This is a genomic window from Levilactobacillus andaensis, assembly GCF_016861695.1.
Lineage (GTDB): Bacteria > Bacillota > Bacilli > Lactobacillales > Lactobacillaceae > Levilactobacillus > Levilactobacillus andaensis.
Genome location: NZ_BOLP01000011.1, coordinates 25,353 through 47,637 on the forward strand (window position 1 = coordinate 25,353; position 22,285 = coordinate 47,637).

Consider the following 22,285-nt stretch of genomic DNA (forward strand, 5'->3'; position numbering starts at 1 on the left):
CTACTTCGCATCCTCTGGAATCATTTTTTGAAACGGAATCGTTACTAAATCAAAATCCTTCACCACACGGGTGTTCTTGAAGATTTCCCGTGCCTGTTGCTGCAGCTCAACGGCCATCTTGCCCGTATACCGCGCCGAAATGTGGTTCAGCAACAGCATCTTAACGTGCGTCCGCTTGGCTAACTCGGCGGCCTGAATGTTGGTGGAGTGATAGTAAGACCGTGCCAACTTGCTCTCACCCTTCGCAAACGTGCTCTCGTGCACCAAGACGTCGGCGTCCTGCGTTAACCGAGATGCATTCTGTGTTTGCCGGGTATCGCCCAAAATGGCAACCACGCGGCCCTTTTGTGCGGGGCCGAGGAAGTCTTGCCCATTAACGGTACGGCCATCTGGCAAGGTCACCGTTTGACCAGCTTTCAACTGACCATAAACGGGCCCGGACGGAATCTGCGCGGCCCGTAATTTTTCAACCTGTAGCTCGCCAGGATGGTCCTTCTCCACGATACGGTACCCAAAACACTCGATCCGGTGATCCAAATGTTGGGCATAGACCCGAAACTTAGGGTCCTCAAAGATCAAGCCATCATTGGTTAGTTCTTGGTAATGAATCTTATAGGATAACTTGGTCTCGGAGACACGCAGGCTCACTTCAACGAAGTCCCGAATGCCCTTGGGACCATAGATGGTCAGTGGCGCGTTGCCCCCTTGAAATGATCGGCTACTCAATAAACCGGGTAAGCCAAAAATATGGTCACCGTGCAAATGTGTAATGAAGATTTTGTCGATCTTACGGGGCTTCAACGTCGTCCGTAAAATTTGGTGCTGCGTGGCTTCACCAACATCGAATAGCCAAACCGAGTTACGTTCATCTAGCAGACGTAACGCAGTACTGGTCACATTTCGAAACTTTCCTGGTGAACCGGCGCCCGTTCCTAAAAATTCAATTTCCATATTTTTTCGTTCCTATTCTATAATTAGAGTCCGTCCACTATTTTAGGGGATTTTCGTGCAAACCGCAACTAGCATCTTAGTCAACTTGCGCGTGAATATCATTAGGGTTCCACGACAAAGTTCGGTATAATCGAGGTGACGACTTGACTAGGGAGGCTTCGGCATGCGACTCATTGATTTTAATCTTTCGACGATCGACCTACATCCCGCACTAAAGCTCTATTGGGAGAGCACCACGCCCCTCCCCATTACGGACCTGCAAGTCGGTGCTGATACCCACCAGTTATGCCTGCTGTCAGGCGACGGGCCAGCGCTCACATTAGACCAGTTCCGCACACGTTGCCAACAAGTAGATCCGCAAACTAATTTATTTATGGCCGGCGATACCGAGCCCTTGCGGTTATACGGTTACCGGCTGATTTCTCATAAAATTTTACTCGGTTAAAAGGAGTGTTTTTCATGCGATTATTTAAAATTTCATTCGTTCTGGGACTGAGTTTACTGACCTTAGGACTCACCGGTTGTCAATCCGGCGCCCAAAAGAGTACGGCCAGCTTCAAGGATAGTAGCAGTCAATCCAGCCACTACAAGGCAGCTGACCCCGATGCTGCGGTGACGGCCGCCTCCTCTTCAAAGGAAGCCCAGACGTATCGTCCAGACACCGCACAGACCAGAAGTGCCAGCTACGTCAAGTCCGGTAACCTCACCCGTAACGGCCAGTACACCTATGACAAGGTCGGCACCAAACTCACCTTGAACCAAGTCACCCATCCCCAGACCACAATTCGTAGCGGTAAGCTGACGTATAAGGTCACCACGGTACGTGTAATCAAGAATACCGCCGAAACTGCCGCTGCCAAACGAATGGCCGCACAGGCACTGAACTTAGCCCACCTTGACAGTCCCTATTACACAATCCAAGTTAAGTTTACCATTTATAACCGGGGAAAACAGGCTTTAACCACTGATGGTATTAAAGCCATCCGTTTATCGGCCAGTCAGCAGCTGAACGCCTCTAATCAGCTGAGCGATGCCAGTGCCGGCAAGACGATTCCCGCCAATGACAAGCTCGCCACCTTTGCCACCGGATTGGCTAGTGAAAAGGCCAAGCCTACCTTCAGTAGCGTTAAGATTGCCTTCGCTGGCTCCTACGCCAACCAGAAGCAGATTGTGAAACCTACTGGCTGGCTTAAACTGAATCTTTAATTGCCGCACTGCGGATTCCAGGGATTCCGCCTGCTGTGGGGACGCTTCAGCCTGTGAAGCGGGCTTCTCGCTCGTTTTTAAGCCACGAAATTCACGTGTCTTAAAAATCGCCCATATTGGTAGCTAGCCTAGGCCAGCTACCAATATTACCACAGCTGGCTGCATCCCTGGCCTCCTCCGACTACGATTGTGCATTACCATTACAACCATTCGAGACCGTCATGACCGTAAATTTCAAGTTACCTCATGATAATCTGAATTTACCCTGTGCTCTCGAAAGTTATAAAATTGATCACTCAACCAAAGAGATCAACCGTGTTTCTTAGCTTAACTAGCCTAAATAACTTCCATCAAACTTCACACACATAGAAAAAGACGTTTCCGCTTTTGCCAACTGGCAGATTGGAAACGTCTTTTTTCGTTGCATCATTCAATAATCTTTAAGCACTCGGCCGTGATAACACAGCACCAATACACTGTGTGATAGTCACCGACTGCACGGTTCCCGCTACCCTTTTGGCACAAAACAGTCTAAGCCGGAGGAGGCCAGGGACGGAGCCAGCCGTGAAAGTGGTGTTAGCTGACGTTTTTGTCAGCTTACAGCACGGGACGACTTTGAAGACGTGCGTTCTTTACGGCTGCAAAACGAGGCGGAAGACCGCCCTTCGTCTGAAGCCGTTCCCCACAGCAGGCGTAGTCCCTGGCAGCCGCAGTGCGACCAGCCCCTACCAGCCTAACAGCCATATAAAGTGTTAAGCCATGTACTCGAAGGTGAAGTCGTCGATTTGAACCAGGTCGCCGTTCTTGGCACCGTGGTCCCGTAAGCTGTTGTCGATCCCCATACCACGCATCTGACGCGTGAACCGCAGCAGACTTTCATCATGGTTGATATCGGTCATCTTAAACAGCTTCAAGAGCTTCTCGCCACCCAAGACCCAAGTCCCATTCGCATCCTGCGTAATGGTAAATTCAGGTTCTGGCTTAAAGTCATACTCAGCCTTCGTAGCTACTTCTGGCTGCTTAACTGGGAATTGTGGCGTTTCGGCTAACATGTCGGCCGTTCGTTGTAGCAAGGGAGTCAACCCCTTGTGCGTCAATGCTGACACGGCATAAATTTCTGGTGCCTGAGCTAATAAGTCGTCTTGCTTCAAGTCTTCCTTGAATTTGGCCAAATTATCTTCAGAATCCGGCATATCCATCTTATTCGCCACCACGATTTGGGGCCGCTTGAGGATATCTGGATCATACGTCATCAATTCTTGATTGATTTTTTCAAAGTCTTCGTAAGGATCTCGGCCTTCCAGTCCACTCATATCGATCAAATGGAGGATGACCCGGGTCCGTTCAACGTGTCGTAAGAATTGGAAACCCAATCCGACACCGGCAGCGGCTCCTTCGATCAATCCAGGGAGATCGGCCATCACAAAGTCGCGGCCATCTGGCAAACGCACCATCCCCAGGTTAGGGACCAACGTTGTAAAGTGGTATTCCGCAATCTTTGGTTTGGCACTCGTGACCGTTGCCAATAACGTTGACTTCCCAACGGATGGGAACCCAACCAGACCAACATCGGCCAAGACCTTTAATTCCAAACGAATTTCAAACTCTTGTCCCGGTTCCCCGTTTTCAGCAATTTCTGGTGCGGGGTTCTTTGGAGAGGCGAAGTGGATATTCCCACGGCCACCACGCCCACCATGAGCGATGATTACGGAGTCGTCGGGGGCAACTAAGTCACCCATGACCTGTTCCGTCTCGGCGTTAATGATGGTCGTTCCTTGGGGCACGTGAATAATCGTGTCTTCGGCACCACGGCCGGTCATCTGCTTGATGCCCCCGTTGCCACCGTGCTTGGCTTTGAATTTCCGTTGGTACCGAAAGTCCATCAGTGTCCGTAAGCCTTCATCAACGGCGAAAACGATGTTCCCACCGCGACCACCGTCACCACCGGCTGGGCCACCATTGGGCACGAATTTTTCCCGGCGGAAGGCAACCATTCCGTCACCACCGTTACCGGCCTTAACGCTAATTTTAACTTGATCTACAAACATATTTTTTATTCCTCGTTTTCTAAACCAGCCTACGCTGCTTTCTCAATTCGACTCCTGCTAGTATACCGACAAATGGCTGTTACGTCAAAGTTGGGATGGGGTTCGCGGACTTTTGATCTCCGCCGTCTCCGCCGCTAACGTAATGTGAATGGTCTGCGCGACCTCTTTACTGATGCCCAGGCCCCGTAAATCGTCAATACTGGCCTCACTGATTTTCTTAGTAGAACCAAACTTACGTAACAATTTATTCCGGGTCTTGGGCCCAACGCCAGGGATCAGATCCAGTCGTGAGCTCAATGAATGCTTCGAATGAACTTGCCGGTGGAAGGTAATCGCGAACCGGTGGACCTCATCTTGAATCCGTTGAACCAGGTAGAAGCCCTGACTCTTAGGGTCCAATTGAATATGGTGATCGTCTGGGCCAAATAACAGGTCGGCCGTCTTATGGTGATCATTCTTGACCATCCCGGCGACCGGAATGTGTAGATCCAACTCGTCTTCGAGCACTTCCTTGACCGCGTTCATCTGAATGTCCCCACCATCCATCAAAATCAGGTCTGGCATCTGGCCGTGTTCCTTCAGTAAGCGGGTATACCGCCGACGAATAACCTCTAAGGTGCTGGCTGTTTCATCGGCATGGTCGACTGTCCGCAATTTATACTTACGGTACAACTTCTTATTGGGTTGACCATCCACGAAGACCACCATTGCCGAGACTAAATCAGCCCCTTGAATGTGTGAGTGGTCAAAGGCTTCAATCTTATGCCCGGGCGCAATTCCCAGGGCATCCGTAATTTCTTTCATGGCCCCGGTGGTTTTGCTCTCATCTAACTCAAGCAAGCGGAATTTCTCTTCCAAAACGAGCCGCGAATTTTTCCCGGCCATTTCGAGCAAGTCACGCTTGGTTCCCCGCTGTGGCGTCCGGACTGGCACGTGCAGGATCTCTTCAATGACATCCCCATCGATACTGCTGGGCACTAAAATCTCCCGCGGGAGGACCGTATTCTTACGCTGATAGAATTGCACGATAAAGCTGGCCAATTCTTCCTCGGCCGTATTCACGATGGGAAAGAGCCGTTTTTCGCGCTTCATCAACCGTGCTTGACGAATGAAGAAGACTTGAATCGACAACCAGCCCTTGTCCAGATAGAAATTAAAGATATCTCGCGGCGTGCTGTCATTAGAAATGATCTTCTGCTTTTCGACCGTGGCTTCAATGTAGCGAATCTGGTCGCGCAGGTCCGCAGCCCGCTCATATTCCATATCGGCTGCGGCCTTGTTCATCCGCGTCGTCAATTCTTTCTCGGCCCGCCCGACGTTTCCATTTAAGAAGGACTTGATCTTCCGAATCTGCTTGGCGTAGTCCTCTTCCGGAACTTCCTTGAAGCAGGCGCCCAAGCACTGGCCCATGTGATAGTACAAACAGGGCCGACCTTGATAGCCGGTACACCGCCGTAAGGGATAGACCTTCTGGAGAAAGTGAATCGTTTCTTCGGCGGCATACACATTAGGATAGGGCCCAAAGTAATATGCCCCGTCCTTCTTGATGTTGCTGACCAAGATGAGTTGGGGGTCGCGTTCGTTGGTAATCTTGATGTAGGGGTACCCGGTTCCTCGCTTCAGCTTGATATTAAAGTAAGGTTGGTGCTTTTGAATCAGCGTAATTTCAAGTAAAAAGGCTTCCTTGTCGGTCGACGTAATGATCGTCTCGAAGTCCACGATTTCACTGACCAACTGAGCGGTCTTCCCGGTATGACTACTCTTAAAGTAAGAGCGTACCCGGTTCTTTAAATTTTTAGCCTTCCCCACGTAAATGATTTGACTGTTAATATTTTTCATGAGGTAGCAGCCGGGAAGTCCCGGCAATAATGCCAGCTTGTGTTCTAGATACTCTGATGCCAAGGCGCATCCCTCCCGTTTCGTCCATTAATTAGCTTATAAAGTATAAGCCGAATGCGTGTTTGGTGCAAGCAATTCACTCCCTAACCTACCTAGCTGCACGCCGGCCGCAAATTTAACCGGCCACCTTTCGAAATCGAACTGAAAAATGACAAACGACCGTAATTCTGCTATGATAACTGCAAACAAGCAAGGAGGTGGCTGAATTGGCACTTAAAGTTAAACGACAAGATGACTTGGACTCCATGTTCGGCAAATTTGCTCAAATGGACCCCACCGACGTCAAGCGCGACAAGTTTCTCAAGCGTCAAGACGCCCACAAGGACGACAAGCGGCCCAAAGGCCTAACCAAGTCAGACCAGACCAAACTCGACAAAGACCACGCGACAGATTAAATAAAGGGGACTCACGACAATATAGCCGTGGGTCCCTTTTAATTTTACGATACATTCAAATTAGTTATGCGATGGCTACCAGAAATACCGTCCACACCAACATTAACATGGCCGACTTTAAAAGTGACCTCAGTAGCCGCTCTTAGAAGCATCCGTCATCATTACCAAAGGACCCACGTGTCAGCCGAGAGGCCAGCGGATATGGGCTCAGGCGCGTCGTTCTACTTAGTTGGCGTTTCTCGCCGGCTTAGTAGAAAACCAATCTTGAAGACTCGTGGTCTTCGAGGCTTCAACTTGTGTTCGCCCCGTTCCAGCCCATATCCGTTGGCCGGTAAGGCGCTGAAACCACCATGTTGCCCAATTTCAATTAGCGGGTTGGTTGAAATCCGTGTGGATACCGTTCATTCAGTCGTTTAATGTTATCTTGAGCCACCTCATCGAAGTCAATGTCGGCCCATTGGGCGATTTGACTCAGATACCACAACACATCGCCCATTTCCTTGACGAGTGCATCGTGATCGAGGTCCTTACCATGAAAGGTATAGCGTTTGACCAGCTCAACGACTTGGCCGGATTCCCCAGCTAGACCTAGTGCACAATTCGTTAGAACCTGCTCATTACCGTACAGTGTCCGGTTAGCAGCTTTTTGATAATCATTAAATTCCACGTTTATTCCTCCCCAAAGGCTTGATCTTCAATCCAATTCCAGACGGCGTCCTTGCCGATCTTTTTGGGTGCCGAGAACATAATGATGTTGTTGGTGTTCTGCAAGCCCATGGACTTCTTAATCTGGCTAACAGCCTGGTTCCACTTACCACGCGCGATTTTGTCACTCTTAGTGGCAACGATCAGCGTTGGCAAGTCGTAGTAGGCCAGCCATTGGTACATTTGAATATCATCCGCAGTTGGCGCGTGACGAGCATCAACTAACGAGACTACCCCACGCAACTGGTCGCGTTGTGTCAGGTACGTTTCGATCATTTGCCCCCACTTTTCACGTTCTGACTTGGAAACCTTTGCGTAACCGTAGCCAGGAACGTCGACAAAATAGAGTTTATCCTCTACGTTGTAAAAGTTAAGGGTTTGCGTCTTCCCCGGTTGACTCGAGGTCCGGGCATATGAACGCCGGTTGATGAGGACGTTGGTCAGTGACGACTTCCCCACATTCGACCGCCCGACAAAGGCGATCTCTGGGTACCCCGTCGTTGGATATTGCGCGGGATCAACCGCACTCATGACTAATTCCACGTGATTTACTTCCATTAGTTGTGCCATCCTCTCCAAAATATCTTTCACCATTCTAACACAGAATTTCCGGTGACAGCAGCTTGTTCTTGACCATGACTTGCTGGGAAAACGGTTCAAAAGCAGTGTGTCCGGCCTTTTGATTGCTTTTAAATTAATTGTAAAGGGCTAAAGCCAGATTGACTAAAACGACTGTCAGGGGGTGGTGTCCCAATTTCAATTGCGATTTGCGAATAAAAAAAGACCAGCCGCAGCTGATCTTTTTTCGTCACTAAAATTATGACGCCTTTTGATCCTTTAAGACCAATTCTGGTTCGGCATGATCCGTGACCGTTTGCGCGGTAATGATGACCTTTTCCACGTCGTTACGGCTTGGCAGATCAAACATGATGTCACGCATGACGTCTTCAATGATCGACCGTAACCCACGAGCACCGGTGTTCCGTGAGATCGCCAATTTGGCCATTTCACGCAAGGCAGCGGGCTGGAATTGGAGCTCCACGCCATCCAAGGACAACAGCTTCTCGTATTGCTTGACCAAAGCGTTCTTAGGTTCCGTTAAGATGCGAACCAAGTCGTTTTCGTCCAACTTTTCCAAAGCCGTCAAGATTGGCAACCGCCCGATAAATTCAGGAATCAACCCAAATTGCAGAAGGTCTTCTGGAATGATGTGTTGCATCAAGCTATCGCCGGAAGCCAACACATTTTGTTCCTTGGTGTCGGCACCAAAACCAATCGTCTGGTCGCCCAAACGCCGCTTAACGATGCCTTCAATACCATCAAACGCCCCACCCACGATGAAGAGGATGTTAGTGGTATCAATTTGAATGAATTCTTGTTGGGGGTGCTTACGACCACCCTGAGGCGGCACGTTAGCAATGGTTCCTTCCAAGATCTTCAGCAGGGCTTGTTGAACCCCTTCGCCGGAAACGTCACGAGTAATCGACACGTTTTCGGACTTCTTAGCAATTTTATCGATTTCGTCGATGTAGATAATACCCTTTTCGGCCCGGTCAACGTCATAATCGGCGCTTTGGAGCAGCTTCAAAAGAATATTTTCGACGTCTTCACCGACATAGCCGGCTTCAGTTAACGTTGTGGCATCCGCAATAGCAAATGGGACGTTAAGAATCTTTGCCAGGCTCTGTGCCAGGTAAGTCTTCCCAGAACCAGTTGGTCCAATCACGGCGATGTTACTCTTCTGTAACTCAGGACCTTCATCGTCAGCATCGGCCATTTCGTTGACCCGCTTGTAGTGGTTATAAACCGCAACGGAAAGGGTCCGCTTGGCTTCAGTTTGGCCAATTACGTATTGATTAAGTGTTTTAACGATATCAGCTGGCTTGGGTACCTCTAAAGTTTCTTGAGCGGTATCTTGGCTGACATCTTCGTCAATAATTTCCTTACACAGATCAATACATTCATTACAGATGTAAACACCCGGTCCGGCAACGATCTTTTGCACTTGATCCTGTGATTTACCACAGAACGAACAAGTTACTGGGTCATTCGTTTCGGTGTTTTCAAACAATAAACTCACCCTTTCTCTCCAGGCTTAAGCCTAATTAATTACACATTACTTTGGTCAGTAAACTCGTCGAACTAACCAGATTACCTATCAATCGTGTACTATACCACAGTTGACGCTATGAGAAAATTATTTAGCCTCGGCACCAGTAATCTGAACTTTTTTATACAAAAACCGGGACAACAGGCGTCTGTCATCCCGGTCAAGTTGTCGTCAGTTAACGATTACTCGTCGTCTTCGGCATCTTTCTTCTTGTCTTGCTTAGCGGAATCAGCAATCAAGTCAACAGCGCTCTTGATAGCGATATCGTGCTTCAACATGTCATCAGAAAGGGCACTCCGTACGGCACTTTCTTCCATACCGTATTGGCCAGCCAAGTCCTTGACTTCAGCACTAACTTCGTCTTCCGTTGGTTCGATCTTTTCGGCTTCAACAACGGCTTCAAGAACCAGGTTAGTCTTAACCCGCTTTTCAGCACCGTCAGTGAATTGCTTACGCAAGTCGTCTTGAGTCGTCCCAGTTAATTGGAAGTACATCTTAGGTTCGATACCTTGTTGTTGCATGTTAGCCAGGTATTGGTCCATTTGACGATCGATATCTTCCTTGATCATGGCTTCTGGAACTTCAGCAATTTCGGCGTTGTCAACAGCTTCACTGATGGCTTCGTCTTCGATTGCGTCGTGGGCAGCAGTCGTCTTTTGTTCCTTCAAGCTATCCTTAGTCTTGGCTTGTAATTCTTCTAAGCTGTCAACTTCTTCGTCAACATCCTTAGCGAATTCATCGTCCAATTCAGGCAATTGCTTTTCCTTAACTTCGTGGATGGTAACCTTAAAGGTTGCTTCCTTGTCACGTAAGTCTTCGGCTTGGTAATCCTTAGGGAAGGTCACCTTAACGTCAACATCTTCACCAGCCTTGTGACCAACTAATTGGTCTTCAAAGCCAGGGATGAAGGAGTTAGAACCTAATTCCAAGGAGTAGTTGTCAGCCTTACCACCGTCGAATTGTTTGCCGTCAACGTAACCGTCAAAGTCGATCACAACAGTGTCGCCCTTAGCAGCAGCTTCGTCTTCCTTCAAAACTAATTCGGCTTGTTGTTGACGTTGCTTTTCTAATTCAGCGTCAATGTCCTTTTGGTAAACTCGAGTGTTTTGCTTAGTCACGCTCAAGCCCTTGTAGTCGCCTAACTTAACTTCTGGCTTAACCGTAACAACGGCCTTCAGAACCCAAGCCTTACCCTTGTCCATGGATTCAACATCCACTTGGGGTTGGTCAACGGGTTCGATGCCGGCTTCTTTAATAGCAGCATCGTAAGCTTCTGGTAAAACAATGTTTAAAGCATCTTGGTAGAGTGCTTCTTCACCGTACATTTGGTTGAAAATTTGACGCGGTACACGGCCCTTACGGAATCCTGGAACAGCCAGGTTCTTCTTGGTCTGTTGGAAAGCTTTGTCCAAGCCTTCTTTGATCTTATCAGGAGCAATTTCAAAGGTCAGTTCGCCTTGATTAGTGCCCTTTTTTTCCCACTTTGCAGCCATTATTTTCCCTCCGAAATGAAAGATATTACTATTTACAATTCTATCAATTGCATACTGTATTAGTGTACCTTATGCTATCCAAATTGTAAAATGGTTTTTGCCGAAAGTCCGTGAATGACGGGGGATTGTTTCGAATTTCCAGTTAAAATGGACTGAAAATGAAAGCGACCCCGGTTTCAGAAATTCTGGCCCGTTTATCACAACTGAATCATGGTAAACAAAAAGGCCCGAAAAGATGAGCTTTTCGGGCCTCGCGGTACAATTAATTAATTAGATTAATTAGTCGTCAATTTCCGTAACGGTACCGGCACCAACAGTGTGGCCACCTTCACGGACAGTGAACTTCGTACCCTTTTCAATGGCAGCTGGTTGGATCAGTTCAACAGTGAACGTCACGTTGTCACCAGGCATAACCATTTCAACGCCATCAGGCAATTCAATAACACCAGTGATATCAGTGGTGTGGAAGTAGAATTGTGGACGGTAGTTTGAGAAGAATGGCGTATGACGGCCACCTTCTTCTTTACTCAAGATGTAGACTTCACCCTTGAATTCCTTGTGCGTTTGGATTGAGCCTGGTTGTGCCAGAACTTGTCCACGAACAACTTGTTCACGGTTGATCCCACGGAGTAAAGCACCAACGTTATCCCCGGCTTCACCAAGGTCCAACGTCTTACGGAACATTTCAAGACCAGTAACAGTAGTCTTCAAAACGTCGTCATGTAAACCAACGACTTCAACTTCGTCACCGACTTTAACAGTCCCACGGTCGATACGACCAGAAGCAACAGTCCCACGACCAGTGATCGTGAAGACGTCTTCAACTGGCATCAAGAAAGGCTTGTCGTTTTCACGAACTGGAGTTGGGATGTAATCATCAACAACATCCATCAAGTGAAGGATAACCTTTTCTTGTTCTTCGTCGCCTTCGAGAGCCTTCAAAGCTGAACCGCGAATAACTGGAATATCGTCACCAGGGTAATCGTATTCAGACAACAGCTCACGAACTTCCATTTCAACTAAGTCAACCAATTCGTCATCGTCAACAAGGTCAGTCTTGTTTAAGAAGACAACGATGTATTCAACACCAACTTGGCGAGCAAGCAAAATGTGTTCACGCGTTTGTGGCATAGGGCCATCAGTAGCGGCAACAACCAAGATAGCACCGTCCATTTGGGCAGCACCAGTAATCATGTTCTTGATGTAGTCAGCATGCCCTGGGGCATCGATATGCGCATAGTGACGCTTTTCAGTTTCGTATTCAACGTGGGCAGTGTTGATCGTGATACCACGTTCACGTTCTTCTGGAGCAGCATCAATGTCAGCGTAATCTTCGGCTTTTGCTAAACCTTTGCTAGCAAGTACCTTAGTGATTGCAGCAGTCAACGTCGTTTTCCCATGGTCAATATGGCCAATAGTACCAATATTTACATGGGGTTTAGTTCTTTCATAATGTTCTTTTTCAGCCATTAATGAAACCCTCCTGTATTTTATCGCAAGCGCAATTAACCTTCTAACGAAAATTAATCACCCTTTGCGTAAAATTATACTACTTCTTTTCGGAAAGGGAAAGCTGGAACCCTCCCAAAAAAGAATCCTTGACCAGTATATATGCTGCAGAATTATTTGTAAACTAAAAAATCGCTGAATTTACGGTTTTTCGTGTTTTTCGTCCCCAATTGCCCCAAAAAGTTCCGCCGAATAGTGATTTAATCGTTCCTGCCAGTCAGAAATTCGATTTAACTCTGTCGACGACGCTTCGGCAGGCAAAGGTAACCCTGCTAAAATTCGAACCCACAAGACCGGTTGCGTGACAACTTTGTCGATGAACGGAAAGAGCATCATCAATTGAAGTGTCACCACCTGTTGGACATTGGCCGCCAATACCGGGTCAGTTTGTCCCAACTCGTCTTGTAGGAAATGCTGGATCTCAGCAGCCGCCTGACTCGCATTTACTGGTCGCAGATCCTTCGTCTGTACAGTGTAAACCTGATCGTCCAACCAATGCAACTGAACTGACTGGGTGGTCCGTAATCGTAATAATTCTTCAAGCAAGGTCGCCCGCATTAAGGGGTGTAGGAACGGATCGACCAGCAAGTACTGGACGCCCTGCATGAACTGCGCCAGTGGCAATTGGCGTGCCCGTTCTAATCGTTGCCGCTGTTCGGCAAACGACACGTCTCCTAAATGATAAAATTGTTTGGCAATCACCCGTTGTGTGGTCCCTAACTCTGTCTGACTGGCCGCTTCGGCCGCTGCAATTTGTGCTAGTCCCCCGGCACGCCATGCCTGAGCAGTCGGAAGTTCACAAAATTCTCGAGCAAAAATAAATTGTTGGTTCTTTAACGCCACGTCTAGCCGTAGCTGAAAAGTTTTACCGGACTGTAAATAAATGCCATCCTGTTCAGCAGCCACCTGTTCGGCCGCCGTATATTGCTGATCATGATACAGGCTAGCAACCAAATATTGGTTCACATCAGCCGTTTGCTGGTCCTGATACAGCCGTTCAAAGCCCGCGGCGGCTGCCGACCAGTTTTTTGCGTTAAAATCCGCCTGTGCAGCCGCAAGAGCCTTTTCGCGGGCTGCTGGACTCGTGAATTCTGACATGCCGTCTCCCCTTTTCTTTGACTCAAAACGGACCGAGGCCTAAATGGCTTTCGGTCCGTCAAATTTAATTATGCTTTATCAGTTTCAGGTGTTGCTGGTTTAGGCGTCCGCCGACGCTTTCGGTTCCGGTGGGGCTTGTGTGCTGGCTTATCAGTAGCGTCCTTCTTCGGGGCTGGCTTGTCTTTAGACTTTGGTGCTTTAGTCTTTGCCTTAGTTGGTGCCGCTGGTTCAGCCGGCGTCTTTTCCTTACCAGTCGTCCGGCGATGATGCTGGTTCACTTCCATGATGACCGGCAAGATCACTGGCCGTCTGTGAGTTTGCTCGAACAGGTAATGGCTCAAATGTTCCCGCACATCCTGCTTCAAGTGACCCCAATCAAATTCCTTATTATCCAGATTGTTTTGAACGGCCTTGCGAATAATCTGGGCGCTTTCCTGCATCAAGTCCTTGTTAGCCTTAACGTAGACGAAGCCGCGCGAAGTAATCTTAGGGTCGGCCACGATTTGTTTCTTCTTCCGATCAATCGTCACAACGGCGATAAAGATCCCGTCGTCCGCCAAAACTTTCCGATCACGTAACACGATGTTCCCAATGTCACCGACACCGATACCATCGATCATGGTGTCACTCACGTCGATACCTTCACCGAGACCCATTTCACCATTGGCATAGGTCAAAACATCGCCTTTAGCCAGGATAAAGATGTGGTCAGCCGCCATGCCTAATTCCATGGCCGCATTGGCATGCGCATTTAACAACCGGTATTCCCCCTGAATAGGAACCAGGTACTTAGGCTTTAAAAGGTTCAGCATTAACTGAAGGTCGCGCTTATAGGCGTGTCCTGATGAATTCAGTTCATCAGAAATGGCCTTAACTTCTCCACCAGCCCGGTAGATCATGTCCCGCGTCTGGGCAACCGTGGTGTCCATAGCGTGTGAAGGTGTCGTGGTGATGTAGACCAAATCGCCCTCTTGGATGTTCAGGTCTTTTTCTTGCTTGTTGGCCATCCGCTGAATTGCCTTGATTGGTTCGCCCATCTTACCCGTTTGTAAAATGACGATTTCAGATGGTGACAACTGGTCTAATTGTTCCGTAGTCACTAACAGGTCGTCATCAAAGGACAATTTCCCGAGTTTCATTGCCGTATTCACAATGGCTTCGAGGTCCTGCCCGGTCAAGCAAACCTTCCGTCCGGTCTTAGCCGCAGCATCAAAAACCTGTTGAATCCGTAGAATGTTCGAGGCCACACAGGCAACGACAACACGGCCATCCCGGTAATGGAATGTTTCTTCAATAGATTCCGCAATTGTTTGTTCTGAGGCGTTCATCGCTGGATTTTCGGCGTTAGCGGAGTCACTTAACACCGCCAAGACGCCAGCCTGACCAATTGATCCTAAACGGGCATAGTCGGTCTGGTAGCCGGGTTTAGCCGTTTGATCAAATTTGAAGTCCCCGGTATAAATAATCTGGCCTTCATCGGTCTTTAAGTCGATCCCCAGTGATTCTGGAATCGAGTGGGTCGTAGAGAAGAAGGAAACGACCACGTCGCCGAAGTCAATTTCCGTCTTTTCATCGATCACGTGGAAATCATCGTAATCTTTCACCTTAGGTTCGGCAGCAACGTCGATCTTCGCTAAGGCAATCGTCATTTCTGAGCCGAACACGGGGACGTTGAACTCACTTAAAAAGTAAGGGAGTGCCCCAATAGCATCGGCATGACCATGGGTTAAGAAGACCGCAACGATTCGGTCCTTGTTCTCACGTAAGTAGGCCCAATCTGGGATGACAACGTCAATTCCCAACAACTCATTTTCCGGGTACTTCAACCCACAATCTAAAATATAAATTCCACCGTTAACATCAACGGCATACATGTTTTTACCGTTTTCGCGAACACCGCCAAACGGGATAATCTTGATCTTTGCACTCATAAGTTCACCTCAAGTATATTTTGATAGTTTCAATTCAATCTCTGACCAGTAGTCGATCAGCGTTTTCTTGTAGGCCAAATAGCCTAGATTCGTCCATGATTAAACTCCTCTTATTTTACCATACTTTGTCATTTTAAAGAACCAAGATGGCAAGCTTGCTTGAGGTAAACAAAAAAGCCCATCTCCAATAAAGGAAATGGACCGAGTGGCGCGGCGAATTAACGACGCAGACCCAAGCTCTTAATTAATTCACGGTAACGTTGGATGTCAGTCTTCCGTAAGTAAGCTAACAAGTTACGACGGTGACCGATCTTCTTCATCAAACCACGTTGGGAATGGAAGTCCTTCCGGTGTTGTTGCATATGAACGTTGATTTCGTTGATATCAGCGGTCAAAACAGCAACTTGGACTTCAGTAGAACCCGTGTCGCCTTCGTGACGTGCGTATTGCTTGATGATTTCGTTTTTCTTTGCTTGACTAATAGCCATGGTAAATATACCACCCTTCAATATAAGTGCCCGAAACTGAGTAAGTCGGCGGTGGCCGCCAGATAAACTAAGTTAAGGGTTTGTGCTTAGCACAGTTATCTATCATACGGGAGTCACGTTTAAATAGCAAGTGTTTTCGCTACATTGCCTATCAAGTAAAATTACTTTACATTTATCGTGCTAACCTATTGCATTCACCCCGTGGCTTCTGTATAATAACATACGTTGAAATTAAGATTTCCGGTACTAGGATTTCTCATTCGGAGGTGAAATTTTCATGCCAATTATCAAATCAGCAATCGAACGTGCAAAGACGAACGTCAAGGCAAACGAACGTAACTCAGCTCAACTGAGTACGATGCGTACTGCCGTTAAGCGTTTCGAACAAGCCAAGACGGCTGGCGCCGACAACGCAGAAGAATTATTCCGCGCTGCTAGTGCTGCAGTTGACAAGGCCGCTTCAAAGGGCTTAATCAAGCGCAACAAGGCTGCTCGTGACAAGTCACGGATGGCTGCACGTTTAGCTAAGTAATCAATTAATCAACTCGATTAGATGATGCAATCAGGGGGTCGACCATGAATTTGGTCGACCCCCTTTTTTGTCTCATTTTAAATTTAAGCCGGGACCCGGTAGCCCGCAAACTGCGTCATGAACAACGAAAAGAGTATTTCAGGCGCCATCGCCGTCGATTTCATCTGGCGCTCAACCTGAAATAAACCTAGATATGCCCGATTCAAGTCGGTCAATTTGAAACGACGATGCATCTGCAGCGCCAACTTGATTCGATACGGGTGAACCTTTAACTCACTTGCTAAGCGACCTTGACTGAACCCCTGCTTGGCTAACACCTTGGTTTGGATCAGCAGACGGAATTGCCCCTGCAAGATGGCATTGATCTTCAATGGTTCCTCTTTGGCCTGCAGGAGCTCCCTGTAGAGCGTCACCGCACCGGCCGTATCCTTAGCCAACACCTTATTCACCAGGTCAAAAACATTTTGCGTCAACGTCTGCGTCACCAGACCGGCGACTGCCGCCATATCGATTGTCTTTTCGGGATGGGTAAATAATTCCAACTTAGGCAGCTCACTCATCATTAGGGTCAGATTCGCATCAGTGCGCTGAATCAGCTCATTTAAAGCCGCTGGTGCCATACTGTATCCATCCTGCTTCAGTTGATCATTAATGAACTGGCGGACGTCACGTTCCGAAAAATTGCCGATTTCAATGGCAGTCGCCACCTTTTTCAGCTGCTTGACCACTTTTTTACGACCGTCTAACTTTTCATACGGTGCAAAGAAGACCAGCACCGTGCTGTCCATTGGTGCCCCCAGGTACGTCTGCAAGCTGTCGATATCGTGTTCGACCTTCTGTTTCTTCGTCTCCCCCGTTAAAAACTGGGGGTTATCAATACAAACGACGCGGCGCTCACCAAAGAACGGTGCCGCCATGGCATCATCCAAGGCCACCGCTAATGGCACGGTATCCATGTCATAGCTCGCAAAGTTCATCGTCTGTTCATCGACCGGTACACTAGCCTTGAAGCCCGTCTTGAGCCGCCGTTGTAAATAATCCGCCTGACCTAAGATCAGATAGACGTTAGCCAAGTGTCCGCCCGTCGCTAACGTTTTTAAAAGTTCATTGATTGTCACGAGCATACCCCTTCGAAATTAATTTTGTTTGCCAAATCCCTGATCGACCACTGGTATACACATAGCGAATCATCCCACTCATCTGAGTGTTCATTGCCGGCACAGCCGCTTGGTGAAGTGTTGCCAAGGTCTCCGGATTCGGATGACCATACCGGTTCTGCCGGCCAGCCGAAATTATCGCTAGGCGGGGCCGTAATTGCGCAACAAATGCCGGCGCCGTAGCTGTCTTGCTACCATGATGTCCTAATTTTAACACGTCAGTCCGTAGTTGCGGGGCCGCCGACATAATTTTCTGTTCGCCTGCCCGGTCCAAATCACCCATAAACATAAAATTCAGGCGACCGAAAGCTCCCTGCAGAGCTAGTGAGCCAGAATTATCCGCCGGCCCAGCTGTAAACGGATGCAAGACGCGCAGACCAACTGGACTCCCAACCTGAATCGGCTGAACATGCACCGGCGTCGCACTATTTGCTAACAGTCGCGCCCATCCCGGTTCCTGCTCCATCCCTGCTGGAACCAATATCCGTTTCACGCGCAGATCCCGCAAGAATGCCGGCAGGTCGCCAATGTGGTCTGCATCGTGGTGGGTCAGGTACACGTCATCCACGTGGTCAATACCACGACTCTTTAAGTAATTAATGCTCGTCCGTTCTGCATTATAGGTCGTCGGTGGCGCGACGGCCCATTTCGGCTGGGGGAAGGCCAGTCGCCCACCCGTGTCAATCAGCGAGATGTGACGGTTAAACGGTTCTCGAATCAAAATACTGTCGCCCTGACCGACGTCAAAATAGGCAACTTCCCCCGTCAAGGGATAATGAATCGCGCCGTACATCACCATATAACTGACCGCAAGTAGCCGTAACCACCGACGTCTTTTTCCTGCTGGTCGACTAAACAACCACCACGTTCCCCCAACCCAAAACCATGCGACCCACCACATTGGCCGCCCAAATAACACATTTCCCGGCAACTGCCCGACCCACTGCAGCCCCGTATCAATACCACCTAGTACCTGCGCACACCCTCGGCTAAGTGCTGGTAACCAAGCAAAACTGATTGTCCCAATTAGAGTGACCGGTAAAATAACCACTGGAAATAAAGGGACCACAATCCAATTTGCCAGTAACGTCAGACTGTGCCACTGAAAAACACCCGTTAACAGGCTGGGTAAGCCGAGGAGGGTCAAACCTGCCTGACGCCACCACCAAGTCTCCGTACGGAGCAAAATAAGCGCTAGAGACAAGCCATAACTCAACTGACCGCCTAGTTCAAACAGGAGGCCTGGATTCAGCCACAAGCCGACCACCAGGGCCACTGCCCACGTATCTAACGTACTCAGGTGAAACGCACACCGTTTGCCCGCCAACTGTAGGCCGCGCATCAGACAAGCACGCAGGACGCCACTACTCGCACCAGCTAAGATCCAGTACCCCGGCAAACTGAGCAGGAGTAACCACTCCCAATGTTCCCGTTGTAACCGTAAGTGGACTAATACCCATTCCACGGCCGTCAATAACAACGCCACGTGAAGCCCAGAAATCGCAAACAAATGCAGCAATCCCAGTCGTTGCATCCCCTGCAATTCCAGCATTGACTCCGCTGCTTTGGCGCCCGGTAACAGGCCTAATGCATAAACTTTTAGCGCTCCCGGCAACTGTTCACAATAGCGAATCAATTGGGCCCGCCGTGCATGCCACCAATCGCTAAACCATTGCCACCAATGATGCGGTGCCGGCATACGACTGGTCAAAGTGGTCACCTTAATTTCGGTCACTACCTGGCGATGCCGCCAATAGGCCGCCGAATCGAATTGATTGAAGTTCGTCGCAGGCAACAACCGCTGCTGTTGGCCTGTAATCTGCCAGATTTCAGCCCGCGAAATTCGTTGTAACTCCCGTAGTTGGCCCGCCGATGTCAACCGACCGTGAATCGTCACCCGCTCGCCGTTGCTCACCTTAGTGGCAGTCAAATAGTACATGGCACCACGACTCATAACCGCATCCGGTTGGACCCGCACGGCCAGCTCGGTCGCCTGGGCGGGGGCCAATAACGGTAGCTGACGATGAATAAGTCGTTGCTCATTGCCCCATAAATGTACGCCAAAAATCAGCAAGCACCCGAGCGCAATCATCAAGGTCACCCGATTGCCTAACCGCATGATGCGCATGATCATCACCGCTAGCAGTACTAGACCGCCCCAAAGATGGCCGCCCACACTGACACTAACGGCCGCAATGCTAAGGCTAATAAAGAAAAAGTGGTTTGCTGCCACTAATCGTGTTGCGGTTGATCAAATGACAGTGTCGTTAGCAACTTAGGATCAACTTCGACCTGATTTAATTCGATGTGCTTCAATTCAATCAGTTTTTGCGCGTATGGATCATTATGGTAATTGCGTAAGTAAGTAATCTTACGGATACCGGCTTGTAGCAACATCTTCGTGCATTGCAGGCAAGGAAAATCCGTGACGTAAATTTCGGCACCATCCGTTGCCTCGCCAAACTTAGCACATTGTAAGACGGCGTTCATCTCGGCATGAATGGTCCGAACACAGTGGCCATCCACCAGATAGCACCCCTCATCCAAACAATGATCATCGCCGGAAACAGAACCATTGTAGCCGGCCGCGATGATCCGCTTGTCCCGCACAATCGTCGCCCCGACCGATAACCGGTTACAAGTGCTCCGCGTCGAAATCACTAGTGCCTGCAACATAAAGTATTGATCCCAAGGAATTCTCTCTCGTTTCATGCTAACGCCCTCATTTCTAAATTTATTTTCAAGTATACCACGGCTTTATGTCGTCAGTTGGTCCTGTAAATTAGCAACCGTTTTCTCGCCAAATTCTGGGACCTGTGTTAGGTCATTGACCGTCTTAAACGCCCCGTGTTCGGTGCGAAAGGCGACGATTTTTTGAGCTTTTTTCTCACCGATACCCGTTAGTTGCTGGAGATCCGCTACCGTCGCCGTATTTAGGTTCACGACTGCCGCTGCCTGACTTGCCGACTGACTGCCAGCGGTCTTGGCCGAACTCGTTGGGGATGCTGTTTCCGTTGCTTTCTCCCCTTTTGCCGGGATGTAAAGTTGTTGTTGATCCGTCAGCCGCGTCGCCAAATTGACCTGTTGGCGGTCAGCATGTGTATTGAGACCACCAGCGGCCTTCACTGCATCCGCCACCCGCATCTCTGGCCCAAATTCGTAGAGCCCGGGGTGTTTCACGGCACCCTGGACATCGACGAAGACCCGGTTATCATGCGAACTGACTTGACTACTGGACCCAACTGCCTCGCTGGCTAGCCGACTTTCACCCTTCGCAGACGCACTGACGGTCGTTGCCGGGGGAATTGCTGCCGGCGCCGGTTCCGGACTCGCTCGGGCAACCGCTAGCCACCACCCCAAGCTCAGAATGACCAGTCCCACACTGACTACCAAAATGCGCTGTCGCCACGAAAATTCTTGCCACCATTCCATAAGTCGTTCCATCCGAATTTGCCCCCTTTACGCTTAACTCCGTAAAAGTTGGGCGAATATTTTTTTAATGGTGAAGTTTTTTCAAATTTACGCAAAAGAGGGTCTGGGACAACAGTCCCAAACCCTCTTTACGCTCCGAACGTATATTGCGGAAACGTGTGACAACAGGCAGTCAACTCCGCTTAACCCCGATAGACCAACAATCCAAAACCGGGATTAGTCGTCTATCAACGTTAATGCTCATTGACTAACCGCCTTTTGTCTCACTCTCTCTTGATAATTTATTTATGGGTCTCCAGGTACTTCACGGCGTCGCTAAACGTCTCCACTGGAACGACCTTCATGTTCGGCGCATACTTTTTCGCCGTTGCCTTAGCCAACTGGTAGTTGGTCATGTGGTGCTCCTCATACTTGAGTAGCAGTTTTGACGGCTTCACGTACGGCGCAAAGAACACGGTCGCACCAGCCCGCTTGGCAGCAATAATTTTCTTGTCGATACCACCGATCTCACCAACGTTACCATCCCCGTCAACGGTCCCGGTTCCAGCAATCTTTTGGCCGTGACGTAAGTTCTTGCCCGTCACCTGATTGTAGATCTGCAGGCTAAACATCAACCCACCGGACGGGCCGCCAATCTCACCGGGGTCAACTTTGACCTTCGGCTTAGCGGTCACCTTGACGTTGTCGGTCAAGATAATGCCAATTCCCGCCTTCTTCGTTGGTAACCGCATCAGCTTGGCCGTTGCTTGGTGGTCATGACCATTACGCTGATAGGTGATCGTCGTCTTTTTCCCAACCCGTTGCTTTTGAATATAGCGTTGATAACCGGTCATCGAGTTAAAGTGATGGCCGTCGACCTTGGTAACCGTATCGCCCACCTTCAGCTTCTTCGCAAATGGTGACTTGGCATCAACACTCAGCACGTAGATACCCAAGTATTGTCGTTTGACCGGCTTGTTGGCTGCTCGATAGGCCGTGTAGATGGCTTCATTGATGGCACTCTGCATGTAAAAGTCCTGAACCCGGTCATAGGTGGCATTACTCTCGCCACCCGTGACGCTATCCACACTCTCAACGCTATAGTAGGAATTAAATTTAGCATACAAATACGTCGCTGGTCGGGCCTGCGATAGCGCCACGGACGTAATCATGAACTTCCCCTTGTCCTTATCGGGATGGTCCTTGATCGTCACAAATGTTTTTAAATCATTGGCTTCTCCCGGTCCCTCGATATACTTCGGCAAGGGCAGAAAGAAAAAGGCCAGGATTGCAACCACAATAGCGGCGGTCAGGATAATCTCTCGCCAAGACCATTGGATCCATCTGCGCAT

20 protein-coding genes are annotated in these 22,285 nt (G+C 49.0%); 4 read left to right on the plus strand and 16 right to left on the minus strand.

Translation table 11 applies throughout. The features are described 5' to 3' along the window. Positions 1 to 951, minus strand: coding sequence for a ribonuclease Z (gene rnz / locus JUF10_RS08975; RefSeq protein WP_203641848.1), 951 nt, complete (start codon positions 949 to 951; stop codon positions 1 to 3). Between the two features lie 163 nt (positions 952 to 1,114). Between rnz and JUF10_RS08980 the strand changes: the two genes are divergently transcribed. After that, positions 1,115 to 1,396, plus strand: coding sequence for a hypothetical protein (locus tag JUF10_RS08980; protein ID WP_203641849.1), 282 nt, complete (start codon positions 1,115 to 1,117; stop codon positions 1,394 to 1,396). Between the two features lie 14 nt (positions 1,397 to 1,410). Then, positions 1,411 to 2,157 carry a hypothetical protein gene (locus JUF10_RS08985; RefSeq protein WP_203641850.1) on the plus strand — a complete coding sequence of 249 codons (747 nt, stop codon included), beginning with the start codon at positions 1,411 to 1,413 and terminating at the stop codon, positions 2,155 to 2,157. A 752-nt stretch (positions 2,158 to 2,909) separates the two neighbouring features. Here JUF10_RS08985 and obgE read toward each other — a convergent pair. Continuing rightward, positions 2,910 to 4,205, minus strand: coding sequence for a GTPase ObgE (obgE, locus tag JUF10_RS08990; protein WP_203641851.1), 1,296 nt, complete (start codon positions 4,203 to 4,205; stop codon positions 2,910 to 2,912). Positions 4,206 to 4,289: 84 nt separating this feature from the next. Further along, positions 4,290 to 6,107, minus strand: coding sequence for an excinuclease ABC subunit UvrC (uvrC, locus tag JUF10_RS08995; RefSeq protein WP_203641852.1), 1,818 nt, complete (start codon positions 6,105 to 6,107; stop codon positions 4,290 to 4,292). A 203-nt stretch (positions 6,108 to 6,310) separates the two neighbouring features. On the opposite strand from uvrC, the gene JUF10_RS09000 reads away from it, so the two are divergent. Then, complete coding sequence (locus JUF10_RS09000; RefSeq protein WP_203641853.1) at positions 6,311 to 6,499, plus strand: SPJ_0845 family protein; 189 nt, start codon at positions 6,311 to 6,313, stop codon at positions 6,497 to 6,499. A gap of 367 nt (positions 6,500 to 6,866) precedes the next feature. On the opposite strand, the gene JUF10_RS09005 is transcribed toward JUF10_RS09000, so the two are convergent. The 8 genes from JUF10_RS09005 to rpsO form a co-directional block, all read right to left on the minus strand. Then, positions 6,867 to 7,166 carry a nucleoside triphosphate pyrophosphohydrolase family protein gene (locus tag JUF10_RS09005; RefSeq protein WP_048735873.1) on the minus strand — a complete coding sequence of 100 codons (300 nt, stop codon included), beginning with the start codon at positions 7,164 to 7,166 and terminating at the stop codon, positions 6,867 to 6,869. A gap of 2 nt (positions 7,167 to 7,168) precedes the next feature. Then, positions 7,169 to 7,762: a ribosome biogenesis GTP-binding protein YihA/YsxC gene (gene yihA / locus JUF10_RS09010; RefSeq protein ID WP_048735872.1), complete on the minus strand. Its 594-nt coding sequence runs from the start codon at positions 7,760 to 7,762 to the stop codon at positions 7,169 to 7,171. Positions 7,763 to 8,021: 259 nt separating this feature from the next. Continuing rightward, a complete protein-coding gene (gene clpX, locus JUF10_RS09015) occupies positions 8,022 to 9,275 on the minus strand; it encodes an ATP-dependent Clp protease ATP-binding subunit ClpX (protein ID WP_203641928.1) in 1,254 nt (417 codons plus the stop codon). A 221-nt stretch (positions 9,276 to 9,496) separates the two neighbouring features. Further along, entirely contained in the window at positions 9,497 to 10,807 is a 1,311-nt protein-coding gene (tig, locus tag JUF10_RS09020; RefSeq protein WP_203641854.1) for a trigger factor, read from the minus strand. A 279-nt stretch (positions 10,808 to 11,086) separates the two neighbouring features. Continuing rightward, positions 11,087 to 12,277, minus strand: a complete 1,191-nt coding sequence (tuf, locus tag JUF10_RS09025; protein ID WP_203641855.1) for an elongation factor Tu — start codon at positions 12,275 to 12,277, stop codon at positions 11,087 to 11,089. A gap of 180 nt (positions 12,278 to 12,457) precedes the next feature. Beyond that, on the minus strand, positions 12,458 to 13,414 hold the full coding sequence (locus JUF10_RS09030; protein ID WP_203641856.1) for a hypothetical protein: 957 nt from the start codon (positions 13,412 to 13,414) through the stop codon (positions 12,458 to 12,460). Positions 13,415 to 13,482: 68 nt separating this feature from the next. Then, on the minus strand, positions 13,483 to 15,345 hold the full coding sequence (locus JUF10_RS09035; RefSeq protein ID WP_203641857.1) for a ribonuclease J: 1,863 nt from the start codon (positions 15,343 to 15,345) through the stop codon (positions 13,483 to 13,485). A 218-nt stretch (positions 15,346 to 15,563) separates the two neighbouring features. After that, entirely contained in the window at positions 15,564 to 15,833 is a 270-nt protein-coding gene (gene rpsO / locus JUF10_RS09040) for a 30S ribosomal protein S15 (protein ID WP_048735866.1), read from the minus strand. A gap of 277 nt (positions 15,834 to 16,110) precedes the next feature. On the opposite strand from rpsO, the gene rpsT reads away from it, so the two are divergent. Further along, complete coding sequence (rpsT, locus tag JUF10_RS09045; protein ID WP_203641858.1) at positions 16,111 to 16,365, plus strand: 30S ribosomal protein S20; 255 nt, start codon at positions 16,111 to 16,113, stop codon at positions 16,363 to 16,365. Between the two features lie 83 nt (positions 16,366 to 16,448). Here rpsT and holA read toward each other — a convergent pair whose 3' ends face one another. From holA to JUF10_RS09070, 5 genes are all read right to left on the minus strand, one after another. Further along, entirely contained in the window at positions 16,449 to 17,483 is a 1,035-nt protein-coding gene (holA, locus tag JUF10_RS09050) for a DNA polymerase III subunit delta (protein WP_373301321.1), read from the minus strand. Beyond that, a complete protein-coding gene (locus JUF10_RS09055; protein WP_203641860.1) occupies positions 17,470 to 19,755 on the minus strand; it encodes a DNA internalization-related competence protein ComEC/Rec2 in 2,286 nt (761 codons plus the stop codon). The genes holA and JUF10_RS09055 overlap by 14 nt, the downstream gene beginning before the upstream one ends. Further along, on the minus strand, positions 19,755 to 20,234 hold the full coding sequence (locus JUF10_RS09060) for a ComE operon protein 2 (RefSeq protein ID WP_203641861.1): 480 nt from the start codon (positions 20,232 to 20,234) through the stop codon (positions 19,755 to 19,757). Before JUF10_RS09060 ends, JUF10_RS09055 begins: the two co-directional genes overlap by 1 nt. A 45-nt stretch (positions 20,235 to 20,279) precedes the next feature. Beyond that, a complete protein-coding gene (locus JUF10_RS09065; protein ID WP_203641862.1) occupies positions 20,280 to 20,966 on the minus strand; it encodes a helix-hairpin-helix domain-containing protein in 687 nt (228 codons plus the stop codon). A gap of 269 nt (positions 20,967 to 21,235) precedes the next feature. Beyond that, on the minus strand, positions 21,236 to 22,285 hold the full coding sequence (locus tag JUF10_RS09070) for a SepM family pheromone-processing serine protease (RefSeq protein WP_203641863.1): 1,050 nt from the start codon (positions 22,283 to 22,285) through the stop codon (positions 21,236 to 21,238).

Excerpts from the sequence above, each read along its gene's own strand:
- yihA (WP_048735872.1), bottom strand. The coding sequence starts at position 7,762 with ATGGAAGTAAATCACGTGGAATTAGTCATGAGTGCGGTTGATCCCGCG.
- obgE (WP_203641851.1), bottom strand. The coding sequence starts at position 4,205 with ATGTTTGTAGATCAAGTTAAAATTAGCGTTAAGGCCGGTAACGGTGGT.
- JUF10_RS09030 (WP_203641856.1), bottom strand. The coding sequence starts at position 13,414 with ATGTCAGAATTCACGAGTCCAGCAGCCCGCGAAAAGGCTCTTGCGGCT.
- rpsT (WP_203641858.1), top strand. The coding sequence starts at position 16,111 with ATGCCAATTATCAAATCAGCAATCGAACGTGCAAAGACGAACGTCAAG.
- tuf (WP_203641855.1), bottom strand. The coding sequence starts at position 12,277 with ATGGCTGAAAAAGAACATTATGAAAGAACTAAACCCCATGTAAATATT.
- JUF10_RS09035 (WP_203641857.1), bottom strand. The coding sequence starts at position 15,345 with ATGAGTGCAAAGATCAAGATTATCCCGTTTGGCGGTGTTCGCGAAAAC.
- rpsO (WP_048735866.1), bottom strand. The coding sequence starts at position 15,833 with ATGGCTATTAGTCAAGCAAAGAAAAACGAAATCATCAAGCAATACGCA.
- JUF10_RS09065 (WP_203641862.1), bottom strand. The coding sequence starts at position 20,966 with ATGGAACGACTTATGGAATGGTGGCAAGAATTTTCGTGGCGACAGCGC.
- JUF10_RS09060 (WP_203641861.1), bottom strand. The coding sequence starts at position 20,234 with ATGAAACGAGAGAGAATTCCTTGGGATCAATACTTTATGTTGCAGGCA.
- JUF10_RS08980 (WP_203641849.1), top strand. The coding sequence starts at position 1,115 with ATGCGACTCATTGATTTTAATCTTTCGACGATCGACCTACATCCCGCA.
- tig (WP_203641854.1), bottom strand. The coding sequence starts at position 10,807 with ATGGCTGCAAAGTGGGAAAAAAAGGGCACTAATCAAGGCGAACTGACC.
- JUF10_RS08985 (WP_203641850.1), top strand. The coding sequence starts at position 1,411 with ATGCGATTATTTAAAATTTCATTCGTTCTGGGACTGAGTTTACTGACC.
- JUF10_RS09070 (WP_203641863.1), bottom strand. The coding sequence starts at position 22,285 with ATGCGCAGATGGATCCAATGGTCTTGGCGAGAGATTATCCTGACCGCC.
- rnz (WP_203641848.1), bottom strand. The coding sequence starts at position 951 with ATGGAAATTGAATTTTTAGGAACGGGCGCCGGTTCACCAGGAAAGTTT.